Source organism: Paraburkholderia sp. RL18-085-BIA-A (genome assembly GCF_046027075.1).
GTDB lineage: Bacteria > Pseudomonadota > Gammaproteobacteria > Burkholderiales > Burkholderiaceae > Paraburkholderia.
In genome coordinates this window covers 112860-134427 of sequence record NZ_JARESU010000015.1, presented here as the reverse complement: position 1 = coordinate 134427, position 21568 = coordinate 112860, and the positions used below count along the sequence as shown (strand labels likewise).

At 64.9% G+C, this 21568-nt stretch carries 25 protein-coding genes; 13 read left to right on the top strand and 12 right to left on the bottom strand.

The window, feature by feature from the left end; genetic code table 11:
• Positions 1-19 precede the first annotated feature (19 nt).
• Positions 20-754 carry an RNA polymerase sigma factor FliA gene (locus P0D89_RS13700; protein WP_149669952.1) on the top strand — a complete coding sequence of 245 codons (735 nt, stop codon included), beginning with the start codon at positions 20-22 and terminating at the stop codon, positions 752-754.
• Positions 755-802: 48 nt separating this feature from the next.
• Here P0D89_RS13700 and P0D89_RS13695 read toward each other — a convergent pair whose 3' ends face one another.
• From P0D89_RS13695 to flgA, 5 genes are all read right to left on the bottom strand, one after another.
• The gene (locus P0D89_RS13695; RefSeq protein ID WP_408363689.1) at positions 803-1213 is read right to left on the bottom strand and encodes a type II toxin-antitoxin system HicB family antitoxin; all 411 of its coding nucleotides are present in this window, start codon (positions 1211-1213) and stop codon (positions 803-805) included.
• On the bottom strand, positions 1210-1392 hold the full coding sequence (locus P0D89_RS13690; protein WP_408363691.1) for a type II toxin-antitoxin system HicA family toxin: 183 nt from the start codon (positions 1390-1392) through the stop codon (positions 1210-1212). Before P0D89_RS13690 ends, P0D89_RS13695 begins: the two co-directional genes overlap by 4 nt.
• A 310-nt stretch (positions 1393-1702) precedes the next feature.
• Positions 1703-2149 carry a flagella synthesis protein FlgN gene (locus P0D89_RS13685; RefSeq protein ID WP_408363693.1) on the bottom strand — a complete coding sequence of 149 codons (447 nt, stop codon included), beginning with the start codon at positions 2147-2149 and terminating at the stop codon, positions 1703-1705.
• Between the two features lie 93 nt (positions 2150-2242).
• Positions 2243-2596, bottom strand: a complete 354-nt coding sequence (flgM, locus tag P0D89_RS13680; RefSeq protein ID WP_408363695.1) for a flagellar biosynthesis anti-sigma factor FlgM — start codon at positions 2594-2596, stop codon at positions 2243-2245.
• 174 nt (positions 2597-2770) lie between these two features.
• Positions 2771-4240, bottom strand: coding sequence for a flagellar basal body P-ring formation chaperone FlgA (flgA, locus tag P0D89_RS13675; RefSeq protein ID WP_408363697.1), 1470 nt, complete (start codon positions 4238-4240; stop codon positions 2771-2773).
• Positions 4241-4457: 217 nt separating this feature from the next.
• On the opposite strand from flgA, the gene flgB reads away from it, so the two are divergent.
• The 10 genes from flgB (at position 4458) to P0D89_RS13625 (ending at position 13852) form a co-directional block, all read left to right on the top strand.
• Positions 4458-4955 carry a flagellar basal body rod protein FlgB gene (flgB, locus tag P0D89_RS13670; protein ID WP_408363699.1) on the top strand — a complete coding sequence of 166 codons (498 nt, stop codon included), beginning with the start codon at positions 4458-4460 and terminating at the stop codon, positions 4953-4955.
• Between the two features lie 117 nt (positions 4956-5072).
• Complete coding sequence (gene flgC, locus P0D89_RS13665) at positions 5073-5498, top strand: flagellar basal body rod protein FlgC (RefSeq protein WP_408363701.1); 426 nt, start codon at positions 5073-5075, stop codon at positions 5496-5498.
• A gap of 10 nt (positions 5499-5508) precedes the next feature.
• A complete protein-coding gene (locus P0D89_RS13660; protein ID WP_408363703.1) occupies positions 5509-6222 on the top strand; it encodes a flagellar hook assembly protein FlgD in 714 nt (237 codons plus the stop codon).
• 43 nt (positions 6223-6265) lie between these two features.
• On the top strand, positions 6266-7774 hold the full coding sequence (locus P0D89_RS13655; protein WP_408363705.1) for a flagellar hook protein FlgE: 1509 nt from the start codon (positions 6266-6268) through the stop codon (positions 7772-7774).
• 17 nt (positions 7775-7791) lie between these two features.
• Positions 7792-8550 carry a flagellar basal-body rod protein FlgF gene (flgF, locus tag P0D89_RS13650; protein ID WP_408363707.1) on the top strand — a complete coding sequence of 253 codons (759 nt, stop codon included), beginning with the start codon at positions 7792-7794 and terminating at the stop codon, positions 8548-8550.
• Between the two features lie 390 nt (positions 8551-8940).
• On the top strand, positions 8941-9729 hold the full coding sequence (gene flgG / locus P0D89_RS13645) for a flagellar basal-body rod protein FlgG (protein WP_408363709.1): 789 nt from the start codon (positions 8941-8943) through the stop codon (positions 9727-9729).
• Between the two features lie 29 nt (positions 9730-9758).
• Complete coding sequence (gene flgH / locus P0D89_RS13640) at positions 9759-10457, top strand: flagellar basal body L-ring protein FlgH (protein WP_408363711.1); 699 nt, start codon at positions 9759-9761, stop codon at positions 10455-10457.
• A gap of 2 nt (positions 10458-10459) precedes the next feature.
• Positions 10460-11680 (top strand): flagellar basal body P-ring protein FlgI, encoded by a 1221-nt coding sequence (locus P0D89_RS13635; RefSeq protein ID WP_408363713.1) that lies wholly within the window; start codon positions 10460-10462, stop codon positions 11678-11680.
• 12 nt (positions 11681-11692) lie between these two features.
• Positions 11693-12691 (top strand): flagellar assembly peptidoglycan hydrolase FlgJ, encoded by a 999-nt coding sequence (gene flgJ, locus P0D89_RS13630; RefSeq protein ID WP_408363715.1) that lies wholly within the window; start codon positions 11693-11695, stop codon positions 12689-12691.
• Positions 12692-13084: 393 nt separating this feature from the next.
• Positions 13085-13852, top strand: coding sequence for a flagellar regulator YcgR PilZN domain-containing protein (locus tag P0D89_RS13625; RefSeq protein ID WP_494478167.1), 768 nt, complete (start codon positions 13085-13087; stop codon positions 13850-13852).
• 63 nt (positions 13853-13915) lie between these two features.
• On the opposite strand, the gene P0D89_RS13620 is transcribed toward P0D89_RS13625, so the two are convergent.
• Positions 13916-14098: a hypothetical protein gene (locus P0D89_RS13620; RefSeq protein ID WP_408363719.1), complete on the bottom strand. Its 183-nt coding sequence runs from the start codon at positions 14096-14098 to the stop codon at positions 13916-13918.
• Positions 14099-14142: 44 nt separating this feature from the next.
• On the opposite strand from P0D89_RS13620, the gene flgK reads away from it, so the two are divergent.
• Together flgK and flgL are read left to right on the top strand one after the other, a co-directional pair.
• A complete protein-coding gene (flgK, locus tag P0D89_RS13615) occupies positions 14143-16134 on the top strand; it encodes a flagellar hook-associated protein FlgK (RefSeq protein ID WP_408363721.1) in 1992 nt (663 codons plus the stop codon).
• Positions 16135-16145: 11 nt separating this feature from the next.
• Positions 16146-17372 (top strand): flagellar hook-associated protein FlgL, encoded by a 1227-nt coding sequence (gene flgL / locus P0D89_RS13610; protein WP_408363723.1) that lies wholly within the window; start codon positions 16146-16148, stop codon positions 17370-17372.
• 124 nt (positions 17373-17496) lie between these two features.
• Here the strand turns inward: flgL and fliR are convergent, their stop codons facing one another.
• The 6 genes from fliR to fliM are packed head-to-tail and all read right to left on the bottom strand — an operon-like array spanning position 17497 to position 21519.
• Positions 17497-18279, bottom strand: coding sequence for a flagellar biosynthetic protein FliR (fliR, locus tag P0D89_RS13605; protein ID WP_408363725.1), 783 nt, complete (start codon positions 18277-18279; stop codon positions 17497-17499).
• A gap of 28 nt (positions 18280-18307) precedes the next feature.
• On the bottom strand, positions 18308-18577 hold the full coding sequence (gene fliQ, locus P0D89_RS13600; protein ID WP_408363727.1) for a flagellar biosynthesis protein FliQ: 270 nt from the start codon (positions 18575-18577) through the stop codon (positions 18308-18310).
• Between the two features lie 45 nt (positions 18578-18622).
• Entirely contained in the window at positions 18623-19456 is an 834-nt protein-coding gene (gene fliP / locus P0D89_RS13595; RefSeq protein WP_408363729.1) for a flagellar type III secretion system pore protein FliP, read from the bottom strand.
• 14 nt (positions 19457-19470) lie between these two features.
• Complete coding sequence (gene fliO / locus P0D89_RS13590) at positions 19471-20067, bottom strand: flagellar biosynthetic protein FliO (protein ID WP_408363731.1); 597 nt, start codon at positions 20065-20067, stop codon at positions 19471-19473.
• The gene (gene fliN / locus P0D89_RS13585; RefSeq protein ID WP_408363733.1) at positions 20064-20528 is read right to left on the bottom strand and encodes a flagellar motor switch protein FliN; all 465 of its coding nucleotides are present in this window, start codon (positions 20526-20528) and stop codon (positions 20064-20066) included. Before fliN ends, fliO begins: the two co-directional genes overlap by 4 nt.
• Positions 20521-21519, bottom strand: a complete 999-nt coding sequence (gene fliM, locus P0D89_RS13580; protein WP_408363735.1) for a flagellar motor switch protein FliM — start codon at positions 21517-21519, stop codon at positions 20521-20523. Before fliM ends, fliN begins: the two co-directional genes overlap by 8 nt.
• Between the last annotated feature and the right edge of the window lie 49 nt (positions 21520-21568).

The window sequence follows — 21568 nt, the reverse complement described above, 5'->3', positions numbered from 1 at the left end:
AAGGACAAGGGGAAGCACGATGTATAACGCCCAGGGAAAGATTTCCCAAGCCGAAGTTCTGACGAAGTACGCACCGCTTGTGCGTCGCCTCGGCTTGCAGCTCGTCGCCAAGATGCCGGCGAGCGTCGATCTCGACGATCTTATCCAGGCCGGCATGATCGGGTTGCTGGATGCCGCGGGCCGCTATAAGGAAGATCAGGGCGCGCAGTTCGAGACCTACGCCAGCCAGCGGATTCGCGGCGCGATGCTCGACGAGTTGCGCAGCAACGACTGGTTGCCGCGCAGCTTGCGGCGCACCTCGCGCGAAGTGGAAACGGCGGTGCACAAGGTGGAGCAGAACCTGGGCCGCTCGGCGAGCGAAACAGAGATTGCCGAGCACCTGCAAATGCCGCTCGACGAGTATCAGTCAATGCTGCAAGACCTGCACGGCAGCCAGTTGATCTACTACGAAGACTTCGACCGTTCCGCCGACGACGAGCCGTTTCTCGACCGCTACTGCGTGGACCATTCCGACCCGCTGTCGGCGCTGCTCGACGACAGCCTGCGCTCGGCGCTGGTGGAAGCGATCGACCGGCTGCCGGAACGCGAGAAGCTGCTGATGTCGCTGTATTACGAGCGCGGCATGAACCTGCGCGAAATCGGCGCGGTGATGGAAGTCAGCGAGTCGCGGGTGTGCCAGTTGCACAGCCAGGCCGTTGCGCGCCTGCGCACGCGGCTACGGGAAATGGCCTGGGCAAACGCCGAGGCGAACTGAAACGCCGCGCCGTGTTCGACACGGCGCGGCGCCATGCGCCCGCCTTCTTTACGCGCCGGCCATCTCATGTTCGGCGGCAAGCGCGAGAAATGCCGAGCGCGACATGCCACGCGCCTGCGCATACGCGTCGATCTCCTCTACCAGTACCTCGGGCAGCGAGATGTTGATGCGGATCGCCTTCTTCAACGCCGGAATGTTGCGCGTTGTCACGAAACCCCATGTGAACCCCGCGAAGTCTGGATTGAGCCGATGCTCGTCGAGCGAGCGCCGCTCGGGCAGCGGCATGCCTTCGTCGATCAGTGTCTCGAGATGCGCTTCGATGGCCTCTTTGGCGTTCGCATAGGCTTCTTCCAGCGTGTTGCCCGCGGAGTGGCAGCCCGGAATGTCGGGCACTACCACGCCGAACGCATGCTGCTGGTCTCCAGGCTCGATTGCGATCGGGTAAATCAGGTTCTTCATTTCAGGCCCGCCTGTTTGAGAATGCTGTTCAGGGTGCCGGGCGGCAGATCCTTTTTCGGATGCGGGATGGTCACGAGACCGGGCTTTACCGCGTGCCGGAAATGATGGTGGCTGCCCGATATCCGGACGAGCCGCCAGCCATCGGTTTGGATCAGTTTGGCGGCCTCGGCGCTGTTCATGTCGCACTCCTCTAACTATACACACGATTACACAACCTCGCTAGTGGGCAGAGCTTTTGCCGGTGAGCGCGCCGCAACTCCCCAGTCGCGGCGACGGCGCAAAGCTCGATAGGGGGCTGTCATTTCAACGCGGCGCGGCGTTGTGCGCCAGTTAGCCGGATGGCTAACGTTGAGGTCGTTGGAGCGAGGTGGGCGGGAATGAAACGAGGGAGTTGCGGCGGCAAAAACGCGAAAGGCCCGTCAAAGACGGGCCTTTTGTTCATGTCTCGTGGAAGCGGATCTGGCTGGCAATCAGTAATGAGTAGCGCTTTCAGAGCGCGGAATGAGCCGGAATCCGGCCATCAGGCCCGTAGAACCCGGCCTTGCGCGGCACGTTCACCTGCAGTGCGGCCAGCGCCCGCTGGTTGTAGTCCATGCGTACGCGGATCAGTTCGCCGTTGTTGGTGTTGGCGCGGCGGGCGCGCTCCGCTGCTTTTTGCAGCAGTGTCCATTGAGCGGCGACCCGCGCATCGGTGCTGGCCGCCAGCTCCATGCCGGACCAGCCGGCCGGAAAGCCCAGCTCGGCCAGTTGCGCGTCACGCGCGGTCTCGAGCCTGGCGAGCACGCCGATCAGCTCGGTTTTCTTCTCGACGATCGCGGGCAACTGCTCCAGCGGCGACAAGGCGGTCAGCGCCTTCGATTCGAGCGTCAGAATCGAGGCGAAAGCCTCGACCGTCGAATATTCTTCGATGAGGGTGGCAAGCAGGGCGTCTTTCATCTCAACAACTCGCTAGGCACAGCGGCTCGCGCGTGACTCGCAAGCCGGGTTTGTCGAAGGCCGCCGGCACTCCACCGCGCTTCGATGTGTCGATCAATTGCCGGTCGACGAGGTTTTGTTCTGCAACAGGTCGCGCGCCGTCTGCAAGACGCCGTCGGCGATCTTGCCCGAGTCCATTTGCAGCGTGCCGTCCTTGATGGCCTGCTTGATCGACGCGACGTGTGCCGTGTCGATGTCCGCCGAGCCGGACGCCGCCAGGCTCCGCAAGTGCTGCGACAGTCCCGACAGGCTCACGCTCGCGTCGCCCGAAGCGCTGGCGGCGGCCGGCGTGGCCGTGCTTGCGCTCGGCGCGCTGTTGGCCGCCGGGGTGGCGTCGCTTTGCTGCGAGCGTGACAGGGCGTCTTTCAACGTCGGCAGATTCGAATTGGTTGTGGAATCGACTTTCACGATTGGCTTCCTGAACGATTTGATCCTGATAACGGCAACCGTTGATCAAAACTTTAGCGCAATCGCCCCACATCGGACCTGGCTTTTCAGCGCAATCTGGCCCCATCGACACCACTTCCGCCCAAGCCGCCGCCACGGCCTCTTCCTGCCCGAGGACGCGGCCGGGCAGCCGGTTCACAGCTGAATCTCCACCGTCGCGCCATCCTTGACGATGCCCGAGATGATCTGACCGTTCGCGGTCTTCACTCGCACCTGCTGCCCCGGCGACGCGTTGTTCATCGCGCTGCCTTCGGACGAGATCGAGAATCCGTCACCGGCCGCCACGACCCGCACCGTCTGGCCGATCGCGATCGCCGACGCGCTCTTGAGCATGTCGCGGCGCAGCGGCATGCCGCCCGCGATCCGCGCGAGCGAGACCGAGCCGATCGCCTGCGACGGGTCGGTGACGATCGCCTGCGGCAAGCCGGTCAGATCGCCATCGCGCGCTACGAGGTCGGCGGCGGTGAGCACTTCGCCCGGCGCCATCGCGCGCGCGGCCAGATAGTAGGTGGCGTGCAACGAGACGCGTGCCTGCAGGTAAATGGTCCATGGCCGCTCGCCCGCGCAGCGCACGCCGACGGTCGTGCGGCCCCACAGGCGCGCGCCGGTCGGCATGAACGGTTCCAGCGCGGTGCAGGTGGTAAGGCCGCGCGGAAAGGCCTGCGCGACCGTGATGTCGATCTTGCCGGGCAAGCCGGCGGATTGCTGCTGCAGGAAGGCGAGGGCGGCGGCGTGAATCGCTTCGGGATCCTGCTGGCCGGGCAGCGGAGCAGGCTGCGCGACGACGGCGGCCTGCAGGTTCTTCTGGGCGACCGCGGGCGCCTGCTGGCGCACGGCCGGCGTCGCGGCGATCACGGGACGGCCCGGCAGCGCGGCGGCCGTCGCGACCGGCTTGCCATTCGCGCCGAATTGCGGCGGCTCGCCGCGCGACGCGAGGCTGTCGAAACCACTGCCTTGCGGCGCGCTGGCGGCGACCGGCTGCACGCCGGCGGGGCTCACCGGCGCAGGCGTCACTGCCACCGGCACGACCGCGCGCGTGGCCGGCGCGGCAGTCGCGCGCGCCCCATCCGCCGACACGCCGGCATTGCCCGGCGCGGGAATCGTGACGACGCCGTTGGCGTCCGGTTTGAAGCTGGTGCGGATCATCGCCGGTGCGGCGGCGGGCTCGTTCGCGCCCGCAATCACGATCGCACCGTTCGTCGCGGCGGCACGCGCAAACGGATCAGCGTCGCGTGGCGCGGGCCCGCGTCCGATCGACTGCGCGGTGGCGGCGGCCAGCGACGCGGCTGACGCCGCGCGCTGCGACGGCGTCTGCATTTGCTGTGCGATATCGGCGAGCGCGCCGGGGTTCTTTTCAGCCGGACCCGGAATCACGATCGGGCCGCCGGCTTCCTGCGCCTGGCTCGCGCCCGGCAGCAGCACGATGCCGCCCGCGACCCACAGCGCCACGCTCACCACCAGCCGCGTGAAAAGATGCGACGTGGTGCGCAGCGCGAGGCGCGGAGCCAGCCGCATCGCACGCGCCGGCCGACCGGCGCGCGAGCCCGTACGATGCGCCGCCGCGCGGTTCGCACGCTGCGGCAAATCGGAAGTGGGCTGGTCCATCACGGTTCTCCATGGAATGCATCGGTACGCCTTGCATTCTAGTGAGCGCTCCCATTGCGCAAACGTTGAATAGAAGCCCCCTTTCCCGGTTATTCGTCCGATTGCCACTTGCGTTCGGCCCATAAGATGCACCTCATGCAAAAAGGCCTTCCCGGTCGATGCAGCCCTCGAGCGAGGCAGTCACGGGAAGCCTCGGGAACCGTCTCGGGAGATTTCTATGCTGGACAAACTCGATTCCGAATTCGCGTTCGGCCGCCAGGCGCTGGATGTACGCGCTTATCGGCAGGAGCTGCTGTCGTCGAATATCGCCAATGCCGATACACCGGGCTACAAGGCGCGCGACGTCGATTTCGCGTCGTCGCTGGCCGGCGCGCTGAAGAAGACGGGTGGCAGCACCACCGGCCAGGGCGCATCGAACAGCTCGGCGCTGGCGATGACGCAGCCCGCCGGCGTGACGAGCGGCATGTCGATGACGTCGACCGAGCCGGGCCACATGGCCGGCAAGGCCACGCTCACCGCGACGGGCGGCACGCCCGACGACTACGGCAACCTGGCATACCGGATTCCGACGCAGCCCGCGCTCGACGGCAACACGGTGGATATCGACACCGAGCGGGTCCAGTTCGCCGACAACACCCTGCACTTCGAATCGGGCATGACGGTGTTGTCGAACCAGATCAAAGCGATGCTCGCGGCGATCACGTCGGGCTCGTAACAGGACATGCGGCGCACGCGCCAGCAGATGCAACGGCAGACGCGGCAGCACGCACGAACAAATCGCTACGGGACTTAACTGAAGCCGGCTCATACCGGCAGGAGAGGTCAGGAAACCATGCCATCCCTGATGAATATTTTTAGTGTTGCTGGCTCCGCGATGTCGGCGCAGTCGCAGCGGCTCAACGTGACGGCGTCGAATCTCGCCAACGCGGACAGTACCACTGGCCCGGACGGCCAGCCGTACAAGGCCAAGCAGGTCGTGTTCGCGGTTGACCCGCTCGGCGGCGCTCGCTCGGCGTCGGGCCAGCAGGTCGGCGGCGTGCAGGTCACCGGCGTGGTCGACGACCCTACGCCGATGAAGACGGCCTACGAGCCCGGCAATCCGGCGGCCAACGCGGACGGCTATGTGACGCTGCCCAACGTCGACCCGGTGCAGGAAATGGTCAACATGATTTCGGCTTCGCGTTCCTATCAGGCCAACGTCGAAACGCTGAACACGGCCAAAGCACTAATGCTGAAAACGCTCACGATCGGAACCTGAGGAGAGAGCCTTGACCACCAACACCACGATCGGCAGCAACGGCACGACCGTTTCGCAAACGCTGCTCGACACGATGAACGGCGCGAGCAGCAGCACGAGCTCGACCAGCTCGACGAGCGGCACGTCGGCCACCGACCTGCAGAACACGTTCCTGCAATTGCTCGTCGCGCAGTTGAAGAATCAGGACCCGACCAACCCGATGGACAGCTCGCAGATGACCTCGCAGCTCGCGCAGATCAGCACGGTGCAGGGCATCAGCCAGCTGAACACGTCGCTCAGCTCCCTGTCGACGCAGCTCGCCGCAGGCCAGCAGTCGCAGGCCGCGCTGCTGATCGGCTCGACCGTGCTCGCGCCGGGCAACTCGGTCGCGGTGGCGAGCGGCAAAGCCGGCGCGTTCGGCGTGCAGTTGACGAGCGCTGTGAGCGACCTGCAGGTCGTCGTGAAGAACTCGGCCGGCACGATCGTCAACACGATCGACCTCGGCAAGCAGTCTGCCGGCACGATTCCGGTGGGCTGGACGCCGACCGACACGGCGGGCAACACGCTGCCCGACGGCACCTACACGATCACCGCAACCGGCACGATCAACGGACAGGAGGCTACCGCCACCACGCTGACCGGCGCGACGGTGGAAAGCGTCGTCACGCAGAGCTCGGGCACAGCGGGCCTCGTCCTGTCGAATGGTTCGACGGTCGGGTTGACCAGCGTCGCCGCGATCCTCTGATTCAGATTAATTCAGTTACGACTTTCCAGACACGGAGAACGTCATGGGTTACCAACAAGGTTTGAGCGGCTTGTCGGCGTCGTCGACCGATCTCGACGTGATCGGCAACAACATCGCCAACGCCAACACCGTCGGCTTCAAGAGCGGCACCGCCGAATTCGCCGACATGTACGCCAATTCGGTGGCGACGGCAGTGAGCCAGCAGGTCGGCATCGGCACGAAGCTCTCCGAAGTTCAGCAGCAGTTCTCGCAAGGCACGATCACCACGACCGACCAGGCGCTGAACGTTGCAATCAACGGCAACGGCTTCTACCAGATGAACAACAACGGCACGCTGACCTATTCGCGCAACGGCGTGTTCCAGCTCGACAAGAACGGCTTCATCACCAACGCGCAGGGCCTGCAACTGATGGGCTACGCGGCGAGCAACGGTGGCGTGATCAACACCGCGCAAACCGTACCGCTGCAGGTGCCGACCGCGAACATCGCGCCGTCGCCGACCACCACGATCGCCGCCGGCCTGAACCTGAACGCGCAGGACAACCTCATGCTGGGCACGCCGACGGTGACGCCCGGCACCATCGCCGGTACGCAGAGCACGCCTACTGTGGCGACCACCAACGCCGCCTCAGGCACGAACGCCGACGGCTACACGATCACCTTCGACGGCGCGGGTGGTTACACGGTCAAGGACACCACGCTCAACACCACCACTACGGGCACCTACACCGCAGGAACGGCGATCCCGCTCGGCAACGGCCAGACCGTGACGTTCGCCTCCGGCACGCCGGCGGCCAACGACAGTTACACCATCACGCCGACGCCGGTCGCGTTCAACCAGAACAGCTCGTCGACGTACAACTACTCGACCAGCACGACGGTCTACGACTCGCTCGGCGGTTCGCAGCAGGTCAACATGTACTTCGCGAAGACGTCAGCCGGCACGTGGAACGTCTACGCGGGCACCTCGACCGGCACGGCGACGCTGGTCGGCCAGGCGAACTTCAACTCGTCGGGCACGCTGATCGGCACGACCAATGCGAACGGCACCACCACTGCCACGCCGTTCACGTTCAACGTCTCGATCCCGACCACCGACGGTTCGTCGACGCCGCAGAACATCACGCTGAACATCTCCGGCACCACGCAATTCGGCGGCAAGGACGGCGTGAACAGCCTGCAGCCCGACGGCTTCGCGGCGGGCACGCTGACCGGCTTCACGGTCGCGAGCGACGGCACGCTGACCGGCAACTATTCGAACGGCCAGACTTCGGCGCTCGGGCAGATCGTGCTGGCGAACTTCGCGAACCAGAACGGCCTCGTCGATCTCGGCAACAACGAGTATGGCGCGACTTCGGCCTCTGGCGTCGCGCAGATCTCCACGCCGGGCTCGACCAACCACGGCGTGCTGCAAGGCGGCGCGGTGGAAAACTCGAACGTCGATCTGACGAGCGAGCTGGTGAACCTGATCACCGCGCAACGCAACTATCAGGCGAACGCGCAGACGATCAAGACTCAGCAGACCGTCGACCAGACCCTGATCAACCTGTAAGCGACCGGGACCCCACCATGGATCGGCTGATCTACACCGCGATGTCGGGCAGCGCCCAGGCGCTCGAACAGCAGGCGATCGTCGCGAATAACCTCGCGAACGCATCGACCACCGGCTTTCGCGCGCAGTTGGAGACTTACCGTGCCGTGCCGATGTCGTTCGGCGACGGCAGCTCGATCAACGACAACACCACCCGCACCTTCGTGCTGTCGTCGACGCCGGGCGCCGACTACACGCCCGGGCCGATCCAGCAGACGGGCAACCCGCTCGACGTGGCGATCCAGGGTCCGGGCTGGCTGTCGGTGCAGGCCGCCGACGGCACCGAGGCTTATACGCGCGCCGGCAATCTGCATGTCGACGAGAACGGCCAACTGGTGAACGCCACCAATCAGGTGGTGCTCGGCAACGGCGGGCCGGTGTCGGTGCCGCCGGGCGCGGAGATCACGATCGGCAAGGACGGCACGGTGTCCGCATTGACGCCGGGCGATCCGCCGACCGCCGTGGTGACGGTCGATCAACTGAAGCTGGTGAATCCGGACCCGCAAGCCATGACGCGCGGCGACGACGGCCTGTTCCGCACCGCCGACGGCAACCCCGCCGACGCCGATCCGGCTGTCACGCTGGCGCCGGCGTCGCTGGAAGGCAGCAACGTGAATCCGGTCAGCGCGATGGTCTCGATGATCACCAACGCGCGCCAGTTCCAGATGCAGACCAAGCTGCTGGAAAACGCGGACAAGAACGATCAGTCGGCCAACCAGCTGCTCACCTTTAGCTAACGGGTTGCCGCGGGGGTGCCCCGACATGGCGACCGTCTTGTATGGGATTGGGGTAGGTGCTGAAGCGCTAACTTCGATCGACCGCTTTACATGGGACCGGAGTAAGCGCTGATGCGCCAACTCCAGTCGACCGCGTTGCATGGGACCGGAGTAAGCGCTGATGCGCCAACTCCAGTCGACCGCGTTGCATGGGATCGGAGTAAGCGCTAAAGCGCCAACTCCGATCGACCGCGTTGCATGGGACCGGAGTAAGCGCTGAAGCGCCAACTCCGGTCGACCGCGTTGCATGGGACCGGAGTAAGCGCTAAAGCGCCAACTCCGGTCGACCGCGTTGCATGGGACCGGAGTAAGCGCTAAAGCGCCAACTCCGGTCGACACAGGAGAAGAATTGTGAATCGCTCGCTCTACATCGCCGCTACCGGCATGAATGCGCAACAGGCGCAGATGGACGTGATCTCGAACAACCTCGCGAACGTCAGCACCAACGGCTTCAAGGGCTCGCGCGCGGTGTTCGAGGACCTGCTGTATCAGACCATCCGCCAGCCAGGCGCGAACTCGACGCAGCAAACCGAACTGCCGTCCGGCATCCAGCTCGGCACCGGCGTGCAACAGGTCGCGACCGAGCGTCTGTACACCCAGGGCAACCTGCAGCAAACCGGCAACTCGAAGGACATCGCGATCAACGGCGCGGGCTTCTTCCAGGTGCAGATGCCCGACGGCACGACCGCCTACACCCGCGACGGCTCGTTCCAGACCAACGCCCAAGGGCAGCTCGTCACGTCGAGCGGCTATCAGGTGATTCCGGCCATCACGATCCCGACCAACGCGACCTCGCTGACGATCGGCAGCGACGGCGTGGTGTCGATCACCGTCGCCGGCTCAACCAATACCCAGCAGCTCGGCTCGATGCAGGTCGCCACCTTCATCAACCCGGCCGGCCTGGATGCAAAGGGCGAGAACCTGTTCTCGGAGACGGCTTCGTCGGGCGCGCCGAACATTGCGCAGCCCGGTCTGAACGGCGCCGGCACGCTCAATCAAGGCTATGTGGAAGCGTCGAACGTGAACGTGGTGCAGGAACTGGTGAACATGATCCAGACACAGCGCGCGTACGAAATCAACAGCAAGGCCGTGACCACCTCCGACCAGATGCTGCAGACCCTCAGCCAGATGCAGGTTTGAGGGACTGGGAACTGAAGAAGGTAATCACGATGTCGTACTTCACTCGCACTCCGGTTCATTCGCGCACCGCTCAGGCGCTCGCTCAGCTTACGCTGCTCGCGGCCCTGGGTGGCTGTGGCCTCGTGCCCAAGCAGCCGATCACCCAGCAGCCGATGACGGCATTGCCGCCGATTCCGCCGCAAGCGCAGGCGCCGGGCTCGATCTACAACCCGGGCTACGCGGGCCGGCCACTGTTCGAAGACCAGCGGCCGCGCAATGTCGGCGACATCATCACGATCGTGATTGCCGAAAACATCAACGCGACCAAGTCGTCGGGCGCCAATGCCAATCGCAACGGCAGCACGAATTTCAGCGTGCCGACCGCGGGCTTTCTCGGCGGTCTGTTCGCCAAGACCAATCTGAGCGCGAACGGCGCGAACGTGTTTTCCGGCACCGGCGGCGCCAACGCGTCGAATACGTTCAACGGCACGATCACTGTCACCGTGACGGCCGTGCAGGCCAACGGCAACCTGGTCGTCAGCGGCGAAAAGCAGATGCTGATCAATCAGGGCAACGAATTCGTGCGCTTCTCCGGCGTGGTGAATCCGAACACGATTTCGAGCCTGAACGCTGTGTATTCCACCCAGGTGGGCGACGCGAAAATCGAGTATTCCGCCAAGGGCTATCTCGATGAGGCCGAGAACATGGGCTGGCTGCAACGCTTCTTCCTCAACGTGTCGCCGTGGTGATCATGCGTACCGTCTCCCCGCGCCGCGCGGCTGGCGCCGTCATCACCGCTGGTTTTGCGGCTGCATTCGCTACGGCCTCGCGCGCCGGCCGTGCGCTCGCGTTCATCGCGCTCGCCTGCGCGGCGCTGCCGGCCGCCACGCCCGCGCATGCCGAACGGCTGAAAGACCTCGCCCAGATCCAGGGCGTGCGCGACAACCCGCTGATCGGCTACGGCCTCGTGGTCGGCCTCGACGGTACGGGCGACCAGACCACCCAGACGCCGTTCACCACGCAGACGCTCGCCAACATGCTGGCGAACCTCGGTATCTCGATCAATAACCAGGCGGCGGGGTCGAGCAACTCGCAGTCGACGCTGTCGAACATCCAGTTGAAGAACGTCGCCGCGGTGATGGTGACGGCGGTGCTGCCGCCGTTCGCGCGTCCCGGCGAAGCGATCGACGTGACGGTCTCGTCGCTCGGCAATGCGAGGAGCCTGCGCGGCGGCACGCTGCTGCTCACGCCGCTCAAGGGCGCCGACGGCCAGGTGTACGCGCTCGGCCAGGGCAACCTGGCGGTCGGCGGCGCCGGCGCGAGCGCCAACGGCAGCAGGGTGCAGGTCAACACGCTGGCCGCCGGCCGCATCGCAAGCGGTGCAATCGTCGAACGCGCGGTGCCGACCTCGGTGTCGCAAGCGGGCACCATGCAGCTCGACCTGAACGACATGGACTACGACACCACGCAGCGCGTCGTCGCGGCGGTCAACAATGCGTTCGGCAGCGGCACCGCCACGGCGCTCGACGGCCGCACCATCCAGTTGCGCGCGCCGGCGGATCCGCAGCAGCAGGTCTCGTTCATGGCGCAATTGCAGAACCTCGACGTCAGGCCGGCGCAGGCCGCCGCGAAGGTGATCCTGAACGCGCGCACCGGCTCGATCGTGATGAATCAGATGGTCACGCTGCAGAACTGCGCGGTCGCGCACGGCAATCTGTCGGTGGTGATCAACACGCAGCCGGTCGTGAGCCAGCCCGGCGCGTTCTCGAACGGACGGACCGTGGTCGCGCAGCAATCGCAGATTCAGATGAAGCAGGACAACGGCGCGCTGAAGCTGGTGAACGCCGGCGCGAACCTCGCCGATGTGGTGAAGGCGCTCAACGCACTGGGCGCGACGCCGGCGGATCTGATGTCGATCCTGCAGGCCATGAAGGCGGCGGGCGCTTTGCGCGCCGACCTGGAAATCATCTAAGGAAGACGCCAGATGAATTCGGATACGACCAATACCGCAAACGACCTGACCCAGCGGTTCGCGCTCGACGTGCAGGGTTTCGCCGGTCTGAGCGCGCAAGCCAAGGCTTCGCCGCAAGCCGGCATGAAGATGGCCGCGCAGCAGTTCGACGCCGTGTTCACGCAGATGATGTTGAAGAGCATGCGGGACGCGACGCCGCAGGACGGCCCATTCGATTCGCACGACAGCGCCACCTTTACGTCGATGATGGATCAGCAGATGTCGCAGCAGTTGTCGAAGAAGGGCATCGGCGTGGCGGACGCGATGCTCAAGCAGCTGATGCGCAATCAGGGCATGCAGGTGAGCAATGGCGCGGGCGGCGCGGGTGGCGCGGGCGGCCTCGCCGGTATGGCGAACGCGCTGGGCGGCGGCAGCGGTGGCGATGAGGGCCAGACGGCCGCGCTCAACGCGCTCGCGAAAGCCTACGGTAACGCGCAGGCCAACGGCCAGCTGGCGATGGGCAAGGGCTACTCGGCGAACAGCGCCTTGACGCCGCCGCTGCGCGGCGACGGCAGCTCGCCGAAGGTCGACGCATTCGTCGACAAGCTGGCCGCGCCGGCCCAGGCCGCGAGCGCCGCGACCGGCATTCCGGCGCGTTTCATCATCGGCCAGGCCGCGCTCGAATCGGGCTGGGGCAAGAGCGAGATCAGGAAAGCGGACGGCTCGACCAGCCACAACGTGTTCGGCATCAAGGCGACCAAGGACTGGACCGGCAAGACCGTGTCGACCGTCACGACCGAGTATGTGAACGGCAGGCCGCAGCGCACGGTCGAGAAATTCCGTGCGTACGATTCGTATCAGGAAGCGATGACCGACTACGCTAGCCTGCTCAAGGGCAACCCGCGCTACGCGCAGGTGATCAATTCATCGCACGACGTGAACGGCTTTGCCAACGGCATGCAGCGCGCGGGTTATGCCACTGACCCGCACTATGCGCGCAAGCTGATGTCGATCATGCAGAAGATGGGCTGATCTGCCGTTAATACAGCAGTGAGTTGACAGCGGTAGTCAGGCAGCGGTGACGATGCAGCCGGACCAGGTTCGACGCAAGCTGATCGACCTGGTTCAAAACCATCCACGCGACCAGGCCAGGTGCATAACAGGACGGAAGGGGCCAGCCGCCCGCGGGCGGCTGGTCCACCCGCGACAGGGCGGATCGCGTTTTAACGTTTGCGGCAAATATTTCATTCCGAGCCCCTAAATTTTGGCTGGAAGCTGCCGCTAAAGAGTTAGACCCGATACCGGAAAGCGACGTAACGTCCGGTTGAATGCACGTGCCGCGGCTTCGACGAAGGCCTCGCGAAAGCCCCGCCAGAGCTAAGGCACGCGCCCGCAAGAACAAAGCATACCGGCAAGCCCATGGATATGAACCAGTCGAACGGCCACACCGACACACTCGGTCAGCCGCACGCCCCGCAAGACGAAAGCGCGCCCGATTTCGGCCGCCGCAATCCGCTGGAGATCGGCGTCCAGTTGCGCAATCTCGTCAATCGCGGCGATTTCCTCACCGTCGAATTTGCGGGCGGCCAGCTCGTGACGCGCCTGCTCGACGTCGACGTACGCGAGCGCACTTTCACTTTCGATTGGGGCGCGCTCGCCGAGCAGAACCAAGGCCTGCTGGCCGCGCCGCGCTGCCAGTTCCACGCCTCGCCGGACGGCGTGCGCGTCGAGTTCGCCACCAGGACGCCGCACGAGACCCGCTTCGAAGGAATGCCCGCGTTCGAGTCGGACTTCCCCGAGGTGCTGTTTTACGTCCAGCGCCGCGAGTATTTCCGCGTCAACGCGCCGATTCTCGATCCGTACGTGTGCAGCGGCCGGCTGCCCCAAGGCGACACGTTCCGCTTCGAAGTGCACGACCTGTCGCTCGGCGGCGTCGGCATGCGCACCACCGACGAACGCGTGGCCGAATTGCCGATGGGCACGCGTCTGATGGATTGCGAGTTGTCATTCGGCTCGCTCGGCCGGCTCTCGCTCGATCTGCAACTCGTGTCGCACCGCTCGACGTCGCTGCCCAACGGCACGCAGCGCTATCAGCTCGGCTTCCGTTTCATGACGCTGCCGGGCAGCGCTGAAAACACGCTGCAACGGCTGATCACGCAGCTCGAGATGAAGCGCCGGTCGCTGGTGCGTTGACTGGATGCTGGATGGGCGGGGCGCAAAATGTTGACTGCGCTTCGCCTCGCTTGACGATCATGGTCAGGCCGCCGGCTCATGGCGGTTCGCCCGCATGACGGACAGGCCCGCGCGGGCCACCTGATACAGCAAGGCGAGCACAGAACGCGTGCGCAGCGAGCCTGCGCGGCTCGCCTCGCAAACGTCGCACATGCATGGAATGGCCCTCAATTTTTCTTGCCGCGGGCCGATAAACAGGATGTTCAAGTAACGTGGCGGCATGACTGCGGTGTCGCCCTTCAGGATGACGCATGTCCAGCAATCTCTTAAACATCGGTCTCAGCGGACTCAATGCAGCCCAGTGGGGTTTGACGACCACGGGCGAGAACATCAGCAACGTGTCGACGCCCGGCTATTCGATCGAGACGCCTGTCTATTCGGAAACCGGCGGCACCTACACGGGTTCCGGCTATCTGCCGATGGGCGTGTCCACGACCACCGTGCAGCGCCAGTACAGCCAGTATCTGGCGACCCAGCTGAACAACGCCCAATCGTCGAGTAGCGCGCTGTCCGCCTACAACGCGATGATCTCGCAGCTGAACAACCTGGTCGGCAGCCCGACGTCGGGGATCGCGAGCGCCATCACCGGTTATTTCACGGGCCTGCAGAACGTCGCCAACGACGCGTCCAGTGTCTCGACGCGCCAGACCGCGATCAGCGACGCGCAGACCCTCGCGAACCAGATCAACGCGGCCGGCGAGCAGTACGACCAGTTGCGCGCGAGCGTCAACACGCAATTGAGCGATGCGGTCACGAACATCAACACCTATACCGCGCAGATTGCGTCGCTGAACACGCAGATCACCGCGGCCTCCGCCCAGGGCCAGACGCCGAACCAGCTGCTCGACCAGCGCGACCAGGCCGTCGCGAACCTGTCGCAACTTGTCGGCGTGTCGGTGGTGCAGAACAACGGCGGCTACAGCGTGTTCATGGCCAACGGCCAGCCGCTCGTGTCCGCCGGCAACAGTTTCAATCTCGGCACGGCGACCTCGTCCACCGATCCGACCGAGCTGTCGGTCCAGTATCTCGGCCAGGCCGGCGCGAAGCCGACCCCGACGCCACAAACCCTGTCCGACACCAGCGTGTCCGGCGGCACGCTCGGCGGCCTGCTGCAATTCCGTTCGCAGACGCTCGACCCGGCGGAAGCGCAACTCGGCGCCATCGCTACCAGCTTCGCCGCGCAGGTGAACGCGCAGAACGAACTCGGCATCACGCTGAACGGCACCGCGGGCGGCGCGCTGTTCACGGTCGGCTCGCCGACCGTGTACGCGAACGCGCAGAACACCGGCAACGCATCGCTGAGCGCGACGTTTTCCGACGCAACGCAACCGACCACCGGCGACTATACGCTGTCGTACAACGGCACCGCGTACACGCTGACCGACAATTCGACCGGCAGCATCGTGGGCTCGGCCACGAGCCTCACCAACCCGATCGGCGGCCTGCAATTCTCGGCCACCGGCACGATGAAACCGGGCGACTCGTTTTCGGTCGAGCCGACGCGCGGCGCGCTGAACGGCTTCGCGCTGACCACCACGTCGCCGTCGGCGATCGCGGCCGCGTCGCCGGTGCTGGCTTCGGCCAGCGCATCGAATACCGGCAGCGGGACGATCACGCAGGGTACCGTGGCGGCCGGCTATAGCGCGCCGACCACGGCGTCGACGATCACCTATACCGCCGGCACGGGCCTCACCGGTTTCCCGCTGAATTCGGTGGTCACGGTGGCCGGCACGCCGCCGACCTCGATCACGATCACCTCGGCGACCACCGCCGTGCCGTACTCGCCCGGCTCGGGCGCGACGCTGACGATCAACAACCCGACCAACTCGACCAGCGCCGGCAGCATGAATGGCGTGACGGTCACGATCAGCGGCACGCCGTCGGACGGCGACTCGTTCTCGATCGGACCCAACACCGGCGCGACCAACGACGGGCGCAACGCGCAACTGCTGTCGAATCTGACCACCGCGCAGGTGCTGTCGGGCGGCACGTCGACGTTGACGACCGCGTACGCGACCTACGTGAACCAGATCGGCAACCAGGCGACCCAGGTCCAGACGTCGAGCACCGCGCAAAGCGCGCTCGTCACGCAGATCACGTCCGCGCAGCAGTCCGTTTCCGGCGTCAATCTCAATGAGGAAGCAGCGAACCTGCTTCAGTATCAGCAGCTCTATCAGGCCAACAGCAAGGTCATCCAGACCGCGCAGACCCTGTTCCAGACGTTGCTCGGCATCTTCCAGTAAGGCGTTGAACCATGCGTATCTCCAGCTCGCAGTACTTCAGCATGAACGTCGAGACAATGAGCAATCAGCAGGCTCAGTTGTCGCAGATCTACCAGGAAATTTCGAGCGGCGTCAGCCTCAGCACCGCCGCCGACAACCCGCTCGGTGCGGCCCAGGCCGTGCAGTTGAGTTCCACGGCGACGGCGCTGTCGCAGTACACCAGCAACCAGGGCGCCGCGCTGTCGTCGCTGCAGGCCGAGGATTCGACCCTCAGCGGCGTGCTCAGCACACTGCAAAGCGTGAACACGCAAGCGCTCAGAGCGAGCGACGGCAGCTTGAACGATGCCGACCGCAGCGCCATTGCGACTCAGCTGACGAGCTTGCGCGACCAGTTGCTGACCTATGCCAATGCAACTGACAGCTCGGGCAATTCGCTGTTCTCGGGGTTCCAGAACGCCACCCAGTCGTTCACCACCAACGCAAGCGGCGCTGTCGTCTATTCGGGCGACACCGGCACGCGCACCGTGCAGGTCACCGACAGCAACCAGGTGGCGACGGGCGACAACGGCATCGCCGTGTTCATGAGTGTCGGCGCGATCAATGCGCAGCCGGTCGCCACCGGCAGCTCGGGCAACCAGGGCACGGGCGTGATCGGTGCGGTGACGGTCAACGATCCGACCAACGCGGCGAACGCGGATTCGTATCAGATCCAGTTCAGCGGCAGCGGCTCGTCGCTGACGTATCAGATCAACGACACCACCACCGGCGTCGCCGGCACGCCGCAAGCCTATACGGCAGGCGCCAACATCACGATTGCCGGCCAGACCGTAGCGATCACCGGCACGCCGTCCGCCAACGACACCTTCACGGTCCAGCCGGCCAAACAGGCGGGCACGGACGTGTTCGCCAACCTGAACGCGATGATCTCCGCGTTGCAACAACCGGTGGCGGGTAACGCGGCGGCGGCGGCGAACTTGCAGAACGCCATGAACACCGGCCTCACGCAACTGGCCAACACGATGAGCAACGTGACGGCGGTGCAGGCGTCGGTCGGCGGACGCGAACAGGAAGTGAAGGCGCTGCAAACCGTGACGGAGACCAACTCGCTGCAAACTCAGAGCAACCTGTCGGATCTGACCTCGACCGACATGGTGACGACGATCAGCAAATACACGATGCAGCAGGCGGCATTGCAGGCTTCGCAGCAGGCCTTCGTGCAGGTGCAGAACATGTCGCTGTTCCAGTACATCAACAACTGATGGATTGACGCGGCCCGAATAAAAAAAACGGCGCAATTGAACTCCACCCCAAGAGTTGGACACCCGTCCAACGATTTGGGGTGTTTTTTTATGAGCAAGTACAGCGCGCAAGTGTGGAAGTGCTTTAGCGAAGCTCCGCCGCGACCCGTCCCATCTCGTCGATGCCGCTGTCGAACAGCCGCATGAAGAAGGGAATCATGTTCGGCAGCATCAGCTGTACCAGCAGCAGGCCGACCAGCATCGTGAGCGGAAAGCCGATCTGGAACACGCCGATCTGCGGCGCCGCGCGATTGAGAATGCCGAGCGCGAGGTTGGCGATCAGCAACGCCACCACCACCGGCAGCGACAGCAGCAAGCCCGCCGAGAAGATCGAGCCGCCCCAGTTGGCGAGCGTCTGCCAGCCGTGCGGCGCGATCAGGTTGGCCGACACCGGCACCGACTCGAACGTCGTCACCAGAGCGGCCAGCATCTGCAGATGGCCGTCGACCGCGAGAAACACCAGCGTCGCGATCGTCGTCATGTAGCGCGAGATCACCACGCCCGAACCGGTCGCCTGCGAGTCGAAGAAGGTCGCGAAGCCGAGGCCCATGCCCAGGCCGATGAAGTAGCCGGTCGCGTCGATCGCCTGGAAGACGATCTGCATCGTCACGCCGAGCGCGATGCCGATCAGGAACTGGTTGACCAGAATCCACACCCCGGCGGCGGAGAACACCGTGACTTGCGGCAACGCGCCGATGGTCGGCGCGACGATGATCGTGGCGAACGCGGCGAGGCCGATCTTCACGCGCGTGGGCATCGACGCGTTGCTGAACACCGGCGCGGTGGCGATCAGCGCGGCGATGCGCGCAAACGGCCACAGGAACGCGGTCAGCCAGACATTCAGTTGAGCGTAGGTGACCGTGAACATGGCGGCAGAAGAAGCGGCGGCGCGCCGCTCAGTTGACCAGCGTCGGAATGCTGGTGAGCGTGTGACGCAGGTAGTCGAGCATCGTCGTCAGCATCCATGGGCCGGCGATCACGAGCGTGACCGCGATGGCCAGCAGCTTCGGAATGAAGGAGAGCGTCGATTCGTTGATCTGCGTGGCCGCCTGGAACAGACTCACCACCAGACCGATGACCAGCGCGACGAGCAGGAGCGGCGCGGACAGCAGCAGGCCGATGTACATCGCCTGGTGGGCCAGCGTCATGACTGATTCGGGTGTCATGGTGAGGGTGCCGGAAACGTCGAGGGTTGAAGAATCAAACGCGGGTTAAACGAAACTCTGCGCAAGCGAGCCGAGCAGCAACTGCCAGCCGTCGACCAGCACGAACAGCATCAGCTTGAACGGCAGCGAGATGGTGGCGGGCGACACCATCATCATGCCCATCGACATCAGCACGCTCGCCACCACCATGTCGATGATGAGAAACGGGATGAAGATCGTGAAGCCGATCGTGAAGCCGGTCTTCAATTCGCTGGTCACGAACGACGGCACCAGCAGCGACAGCGGCACGTCCTCCGGACCTTGCATCGGCGCGGCGTGCGAGATGCGGGCGAACAGCGCGAGATCGCTTTCGCGGGTCTGGCGCAACATGAAGGTCTTGAACGGCGCGACGCCGCGCGAGACCGCCTGGTCCATCGTGATCGTGCCGTCGGAGAACGGCTTGTAACCTTCGTTATAGGCCTTGTCGAGCACCGGCGACATCACGAAAAGCGTGAGAAACAGCGCGAGGCCGACCAGCACCTGATTCGGCGGCGTGGTGGTCGTGCCGAGCGCCTGGCGCAACAGCGACAACACGATGATGATGCGCGTGAAGCTCGTCATCATGAGCACCATCGCCGGCAGGAACGACAGCATCGTGAGCAGCAGCATCGTCTGCACGCTCAGCGAGTAGGTCGTGCCGCCGTTCGGGCCCGGACTCGTGTTGAACGCGGGCAGGCCTGCGGTCTGCGCGAAGGAGAGCGTGGGCAGCGCGAGCATCAGCGCCGGCAGCACGAGCGGCGCGTAGCGGCGCAGCACGGCGAGCACGGCTTGTGAAGGGGGCTGCGAAGCGGCTTCTGAAGCGGCCGCGGCGTTACGCGCCGGCCCAAGGCTGACTTGCATGGAACTGAACTGCATTACCGATCCCCGCCGCCTGGCGCGTTGAAACGTTTGCCTACCTCGCCTTTCAACGCGTCGCGAAAGCGTTGGCCGAAGGTACCCGGTAACGGCGCGCGAGCGCCTTGATTTTGTGCAGACGTGCCGGCGAGCGCATCGGGCGCGGCGGAGCCGGCCGGCATCGTATGCAGCAAGCGCACGTTGCCGGGCGCCGCGCCGAGTACGAGCCACGTGTCGCCGATCTCGACGACCGCGACCCGCTCCTTGCCGCCGAGCGACGCCCCGCCGATGGTCTTCACGAGGCCGCCGCGATTGCCCGGCTGCAGACCGAAGCGGCGTGCGAGCCATGCGCAGCCGAACACGAGACCGATCACGACCAGCAAACCCACGATTGTCTGCAATACCGCGCCGACGCCGAGCGCCGGCACGGCCGCACCTGCGCCGACACCCGACGCGATGCTCGCGGCGTGGTTGACCGCGTTCATGTCGGCGGCGTGCGCGGAGCAGGGCACAACGAGCGGCGCGCACAGCGCCGCCGTGGCGGCCGCCAATTGGGCGGCCCGAAGCAGGGCATCGCGCGAAGCGTGGAGCACGGCGCGACGGGCAATGCGTTTCATCGATTCAACTTCCGGATGCGTTCGGACGGCGTGATGATGTCGGTCAGACGGATACCGAACTTATCGTTCACGACCACCACTTCACCTTGCGCGATCAGGCAGCCGTTCACCAGCACATCCATCGGCTCGCCGGCGAGGCCGTCCAGCTCCACCACCGAACCCTGCGCGAGTTGCAGCAGATTGCGGATCGCGATCTTGGTGCGGCCAAGTTCGACGGTCATCTGGACAGGAATGTCCAGGATCATGTCGATGTCGTTGCGCGTCGAGGTCGGCTCGACCTTCGACAGCGGTTGGAACACACCGGCCGTCGTCGCGCTGACTTCCGTGTTGTCGTTCTGCTCGGCGAGCGCACTGGCCCAGTCGGCCATTGCGTCATCGTCCTCCGAGCTCACCGCGCCGGTGGCCAGTTGCGGCTCGCCGGCGACCAGTTCGGCCTCGGGCTTTGTGTTCAGGTCACTCATATCCACCTTCCTTCATCGTGTCGGCTGCGCTGATCATCTTCTGGACCCGCAACGCGTACTGACCATTGAAAATTCCATAGCCGCATTCCATCACCGGCACGCCGTCGACTTTCGCCGTGATGCGCTCGGGGATGTTGATCGGCAGAACATCGCCTTTGCGCATGTTCAGGATCTGCTCGAACGTGACCGGCACCTGCGCGAGGTCGGCGGTCAGTTCCACTTCCGCTGCCTGTACCTGCTGCGACAGCACGCGAACCCAGCGGCGGTCGATGTCCATCGCCTCGCCCTGGATCGGTGACGACAGCACGTCGCGGATCGGCTCGATCATCGAATACGGCATGCAGATGTGCAGCGTGCCGCCGGTCGTGCCGAACTCGATCGAGAACTGCGTGACGATGACGATCTCGTTGGGCGTCGCGACGTTGGCGAACTGCGTGTGCATTTCCGAGCGCACGTATTCGAACTGCAGCGGGCGCACGCTTTTCCACGACGTCGCGTAGTGCTCGAAGGTCAGATTGAGCAGCTTCATGATGATGCGCTGCTCGGTCTGCGTGAAGTCGCGCCCTTCGACGCGGGTATGGAAGCGGCCGTCGCCGCCGAACAGGTTGTCGACCACGAAGAACACGAGGTTCGGATCGAACACGAACAGCGACGTGCCGCGCAACGGCTTTACGTGGACCAGATTCAGGTTGGTCGGGATCGGCAGGTTGCGGGTGAATTCGCTGTACTTCTGCACCTTCACCGGACCGACGGAGATTTCCGCCGAACGCCGCATGAAGTTGAAAATGCCGACGCGCAACAGACGCGCGAAGCGGTCGTTGATGATTTCGAGGCCGGGCATCCGGCCGCGGACGATGCGTTCCTGCGTCGCGATGTTGTACGGGCGTACGCCCGAACGGTCGCTTTGCTCGGCTTCAGTGTCGGATTCGCCGGTGACGCCCTTGAGCAGGGCATCGACCTCCTCCTGGGACATGAACTCTTCGTGGCCCATTCCTTATTCCTCGTGCGTCCCGTGGCGGTTGATGATGGCAGTGCTAGAC

Coding starts and splice junctions, on each gene's coding strand:
- fliM (WP_408363735.1), bottom strand. CDS start 21,519: ATGGGCCACGAAGAGTTCATGTCCCAGGAGGAGGTCGATGCCCTGCTC.
- flgB (WP_408363699.1), top strand. CDS start 4,458: ATGCTGGACAAACTCGATTCCGAATTCGCGTTCGGCCGCCAGGCGCTG.
- flgK (WP_408363721.1), top strand. CDS start 14,143: ATGTCCAGCAATCTCTTAAACATCGGTCTCAGCGGACTCAATGCAGCC.
- fliO (WP_408363731.1), bottom strand. CDS start 20,067: ATGAAACGCATTGCCCGTCGCGCCGTGCTCCACGCTTCGCGCGATGCC.
- fliR (WP_408363725.1), bottom strand. CDS start 18,279: ATGTTCACGGTCACCTACGCTCAACTGAATGTCTGGCTGACCGCGTTC.
- P0D89_RS13685 (WP_408363693.1), bottom strand. CDS start 2,149: ATGAAAGACGCCCTGCTTGCCACCCTCATCGAAGAATATTCGACGGTC.
- P0D89_RS13695 (WP_408363689.1), bottom strand. CDS start 1,213: ATGAAGAACCTGATTTACCCGATCGCAATCGAGCCTGGAGACCAGCAG.
- P0D89_RS13690 (WP_408363691.1), bottom strand. CDS start 1,392: ATGAACAGCGCCGAGGCCGCCAAACTGATCCAAACCGATGGCTGGCGG.
- fliQ (WP_408363727.1), bottom strand. CDS start 18,577: ATGACACCCGAATCAGTCATGACGCTGGCCCACCAGGCGATGTACATC.
- fliP (WP_408363729.1), bottom strand. CDS start 19,456: ATGCAAGTCAGCCTTGGGCCGGCGCGTAACGCCGCGGCCGCTTCAGAA.
- fliN (WP_408363733.1), bottom strand. CDS start 20,528: ATGAGTGACCTGAACACAAAGCCCGAGGCCGAACTGGTCGCCGGCGAG.
- flgJ (WP_408363715.1), top strand. CDS start 11,693: ATGAATTCGGATACGACCAATACCGCAAACGACCTGACCCAGCGGTTC.
- P0D89_RS13625 (WP_494478167.1), top strand. CDS start 13,085: ATGAACCAGTCGAACGGCCACACCGACACACTCGGTCAGCCGCACGCC.
- P0D89_RS13655 (WP_408363705.1), top strand. CDS start 6,266: ATGGGTTACCAACAAGGTTTGAGCGGCTTGTCGGCGTCGTCGACCGAT.
- flgL (WP_408363723.1), top strand. CDS start 16,146: ATGCGTATCTCCAGCTCGCAGTACTTCAGCATGAACGTCGAGACAATG.
- flgH (WP_408363711.1), top strand. CDS start 9,759: ATGTCGTACTTCACTCGCACTCCGGTTCATTCGCGCACCGCTCAGGCG.
- P0D89_RS13635 (WP_408363713.1), top strand. CDS start 10,460: ATGCGTACCGTCTCCCCGCGCCGCGCGGCTGGCGCCGTCATCACCGCT.
- P0D89_RS13700 (WP_149669952.1), top strand. CDS start 20: ATGTATAACGCCCAGGGAAAGATTTCCCAAGCCGAAGTTCTGACGAAG.
- flgF (WP_408363707.1), top strand. CDS start 7,792: ATGGATCGGCTGATCTACACCGCGATGTCGGGCAGCGCCCAGGCGCTC.
- flgA (WP_408363697.1), bottom strand. CDS start 4,240: ATGGACCAGCCCACTTCCGATTTGCCGCAGCGTGCGAACCGCGCGGCG.
- flgC (WP_408363701.1), top strand. CDS start 5,073: ATGCCATCCCTGATGAATATTTTTAGTGTTGCTGGCTCCGCGATGTCG.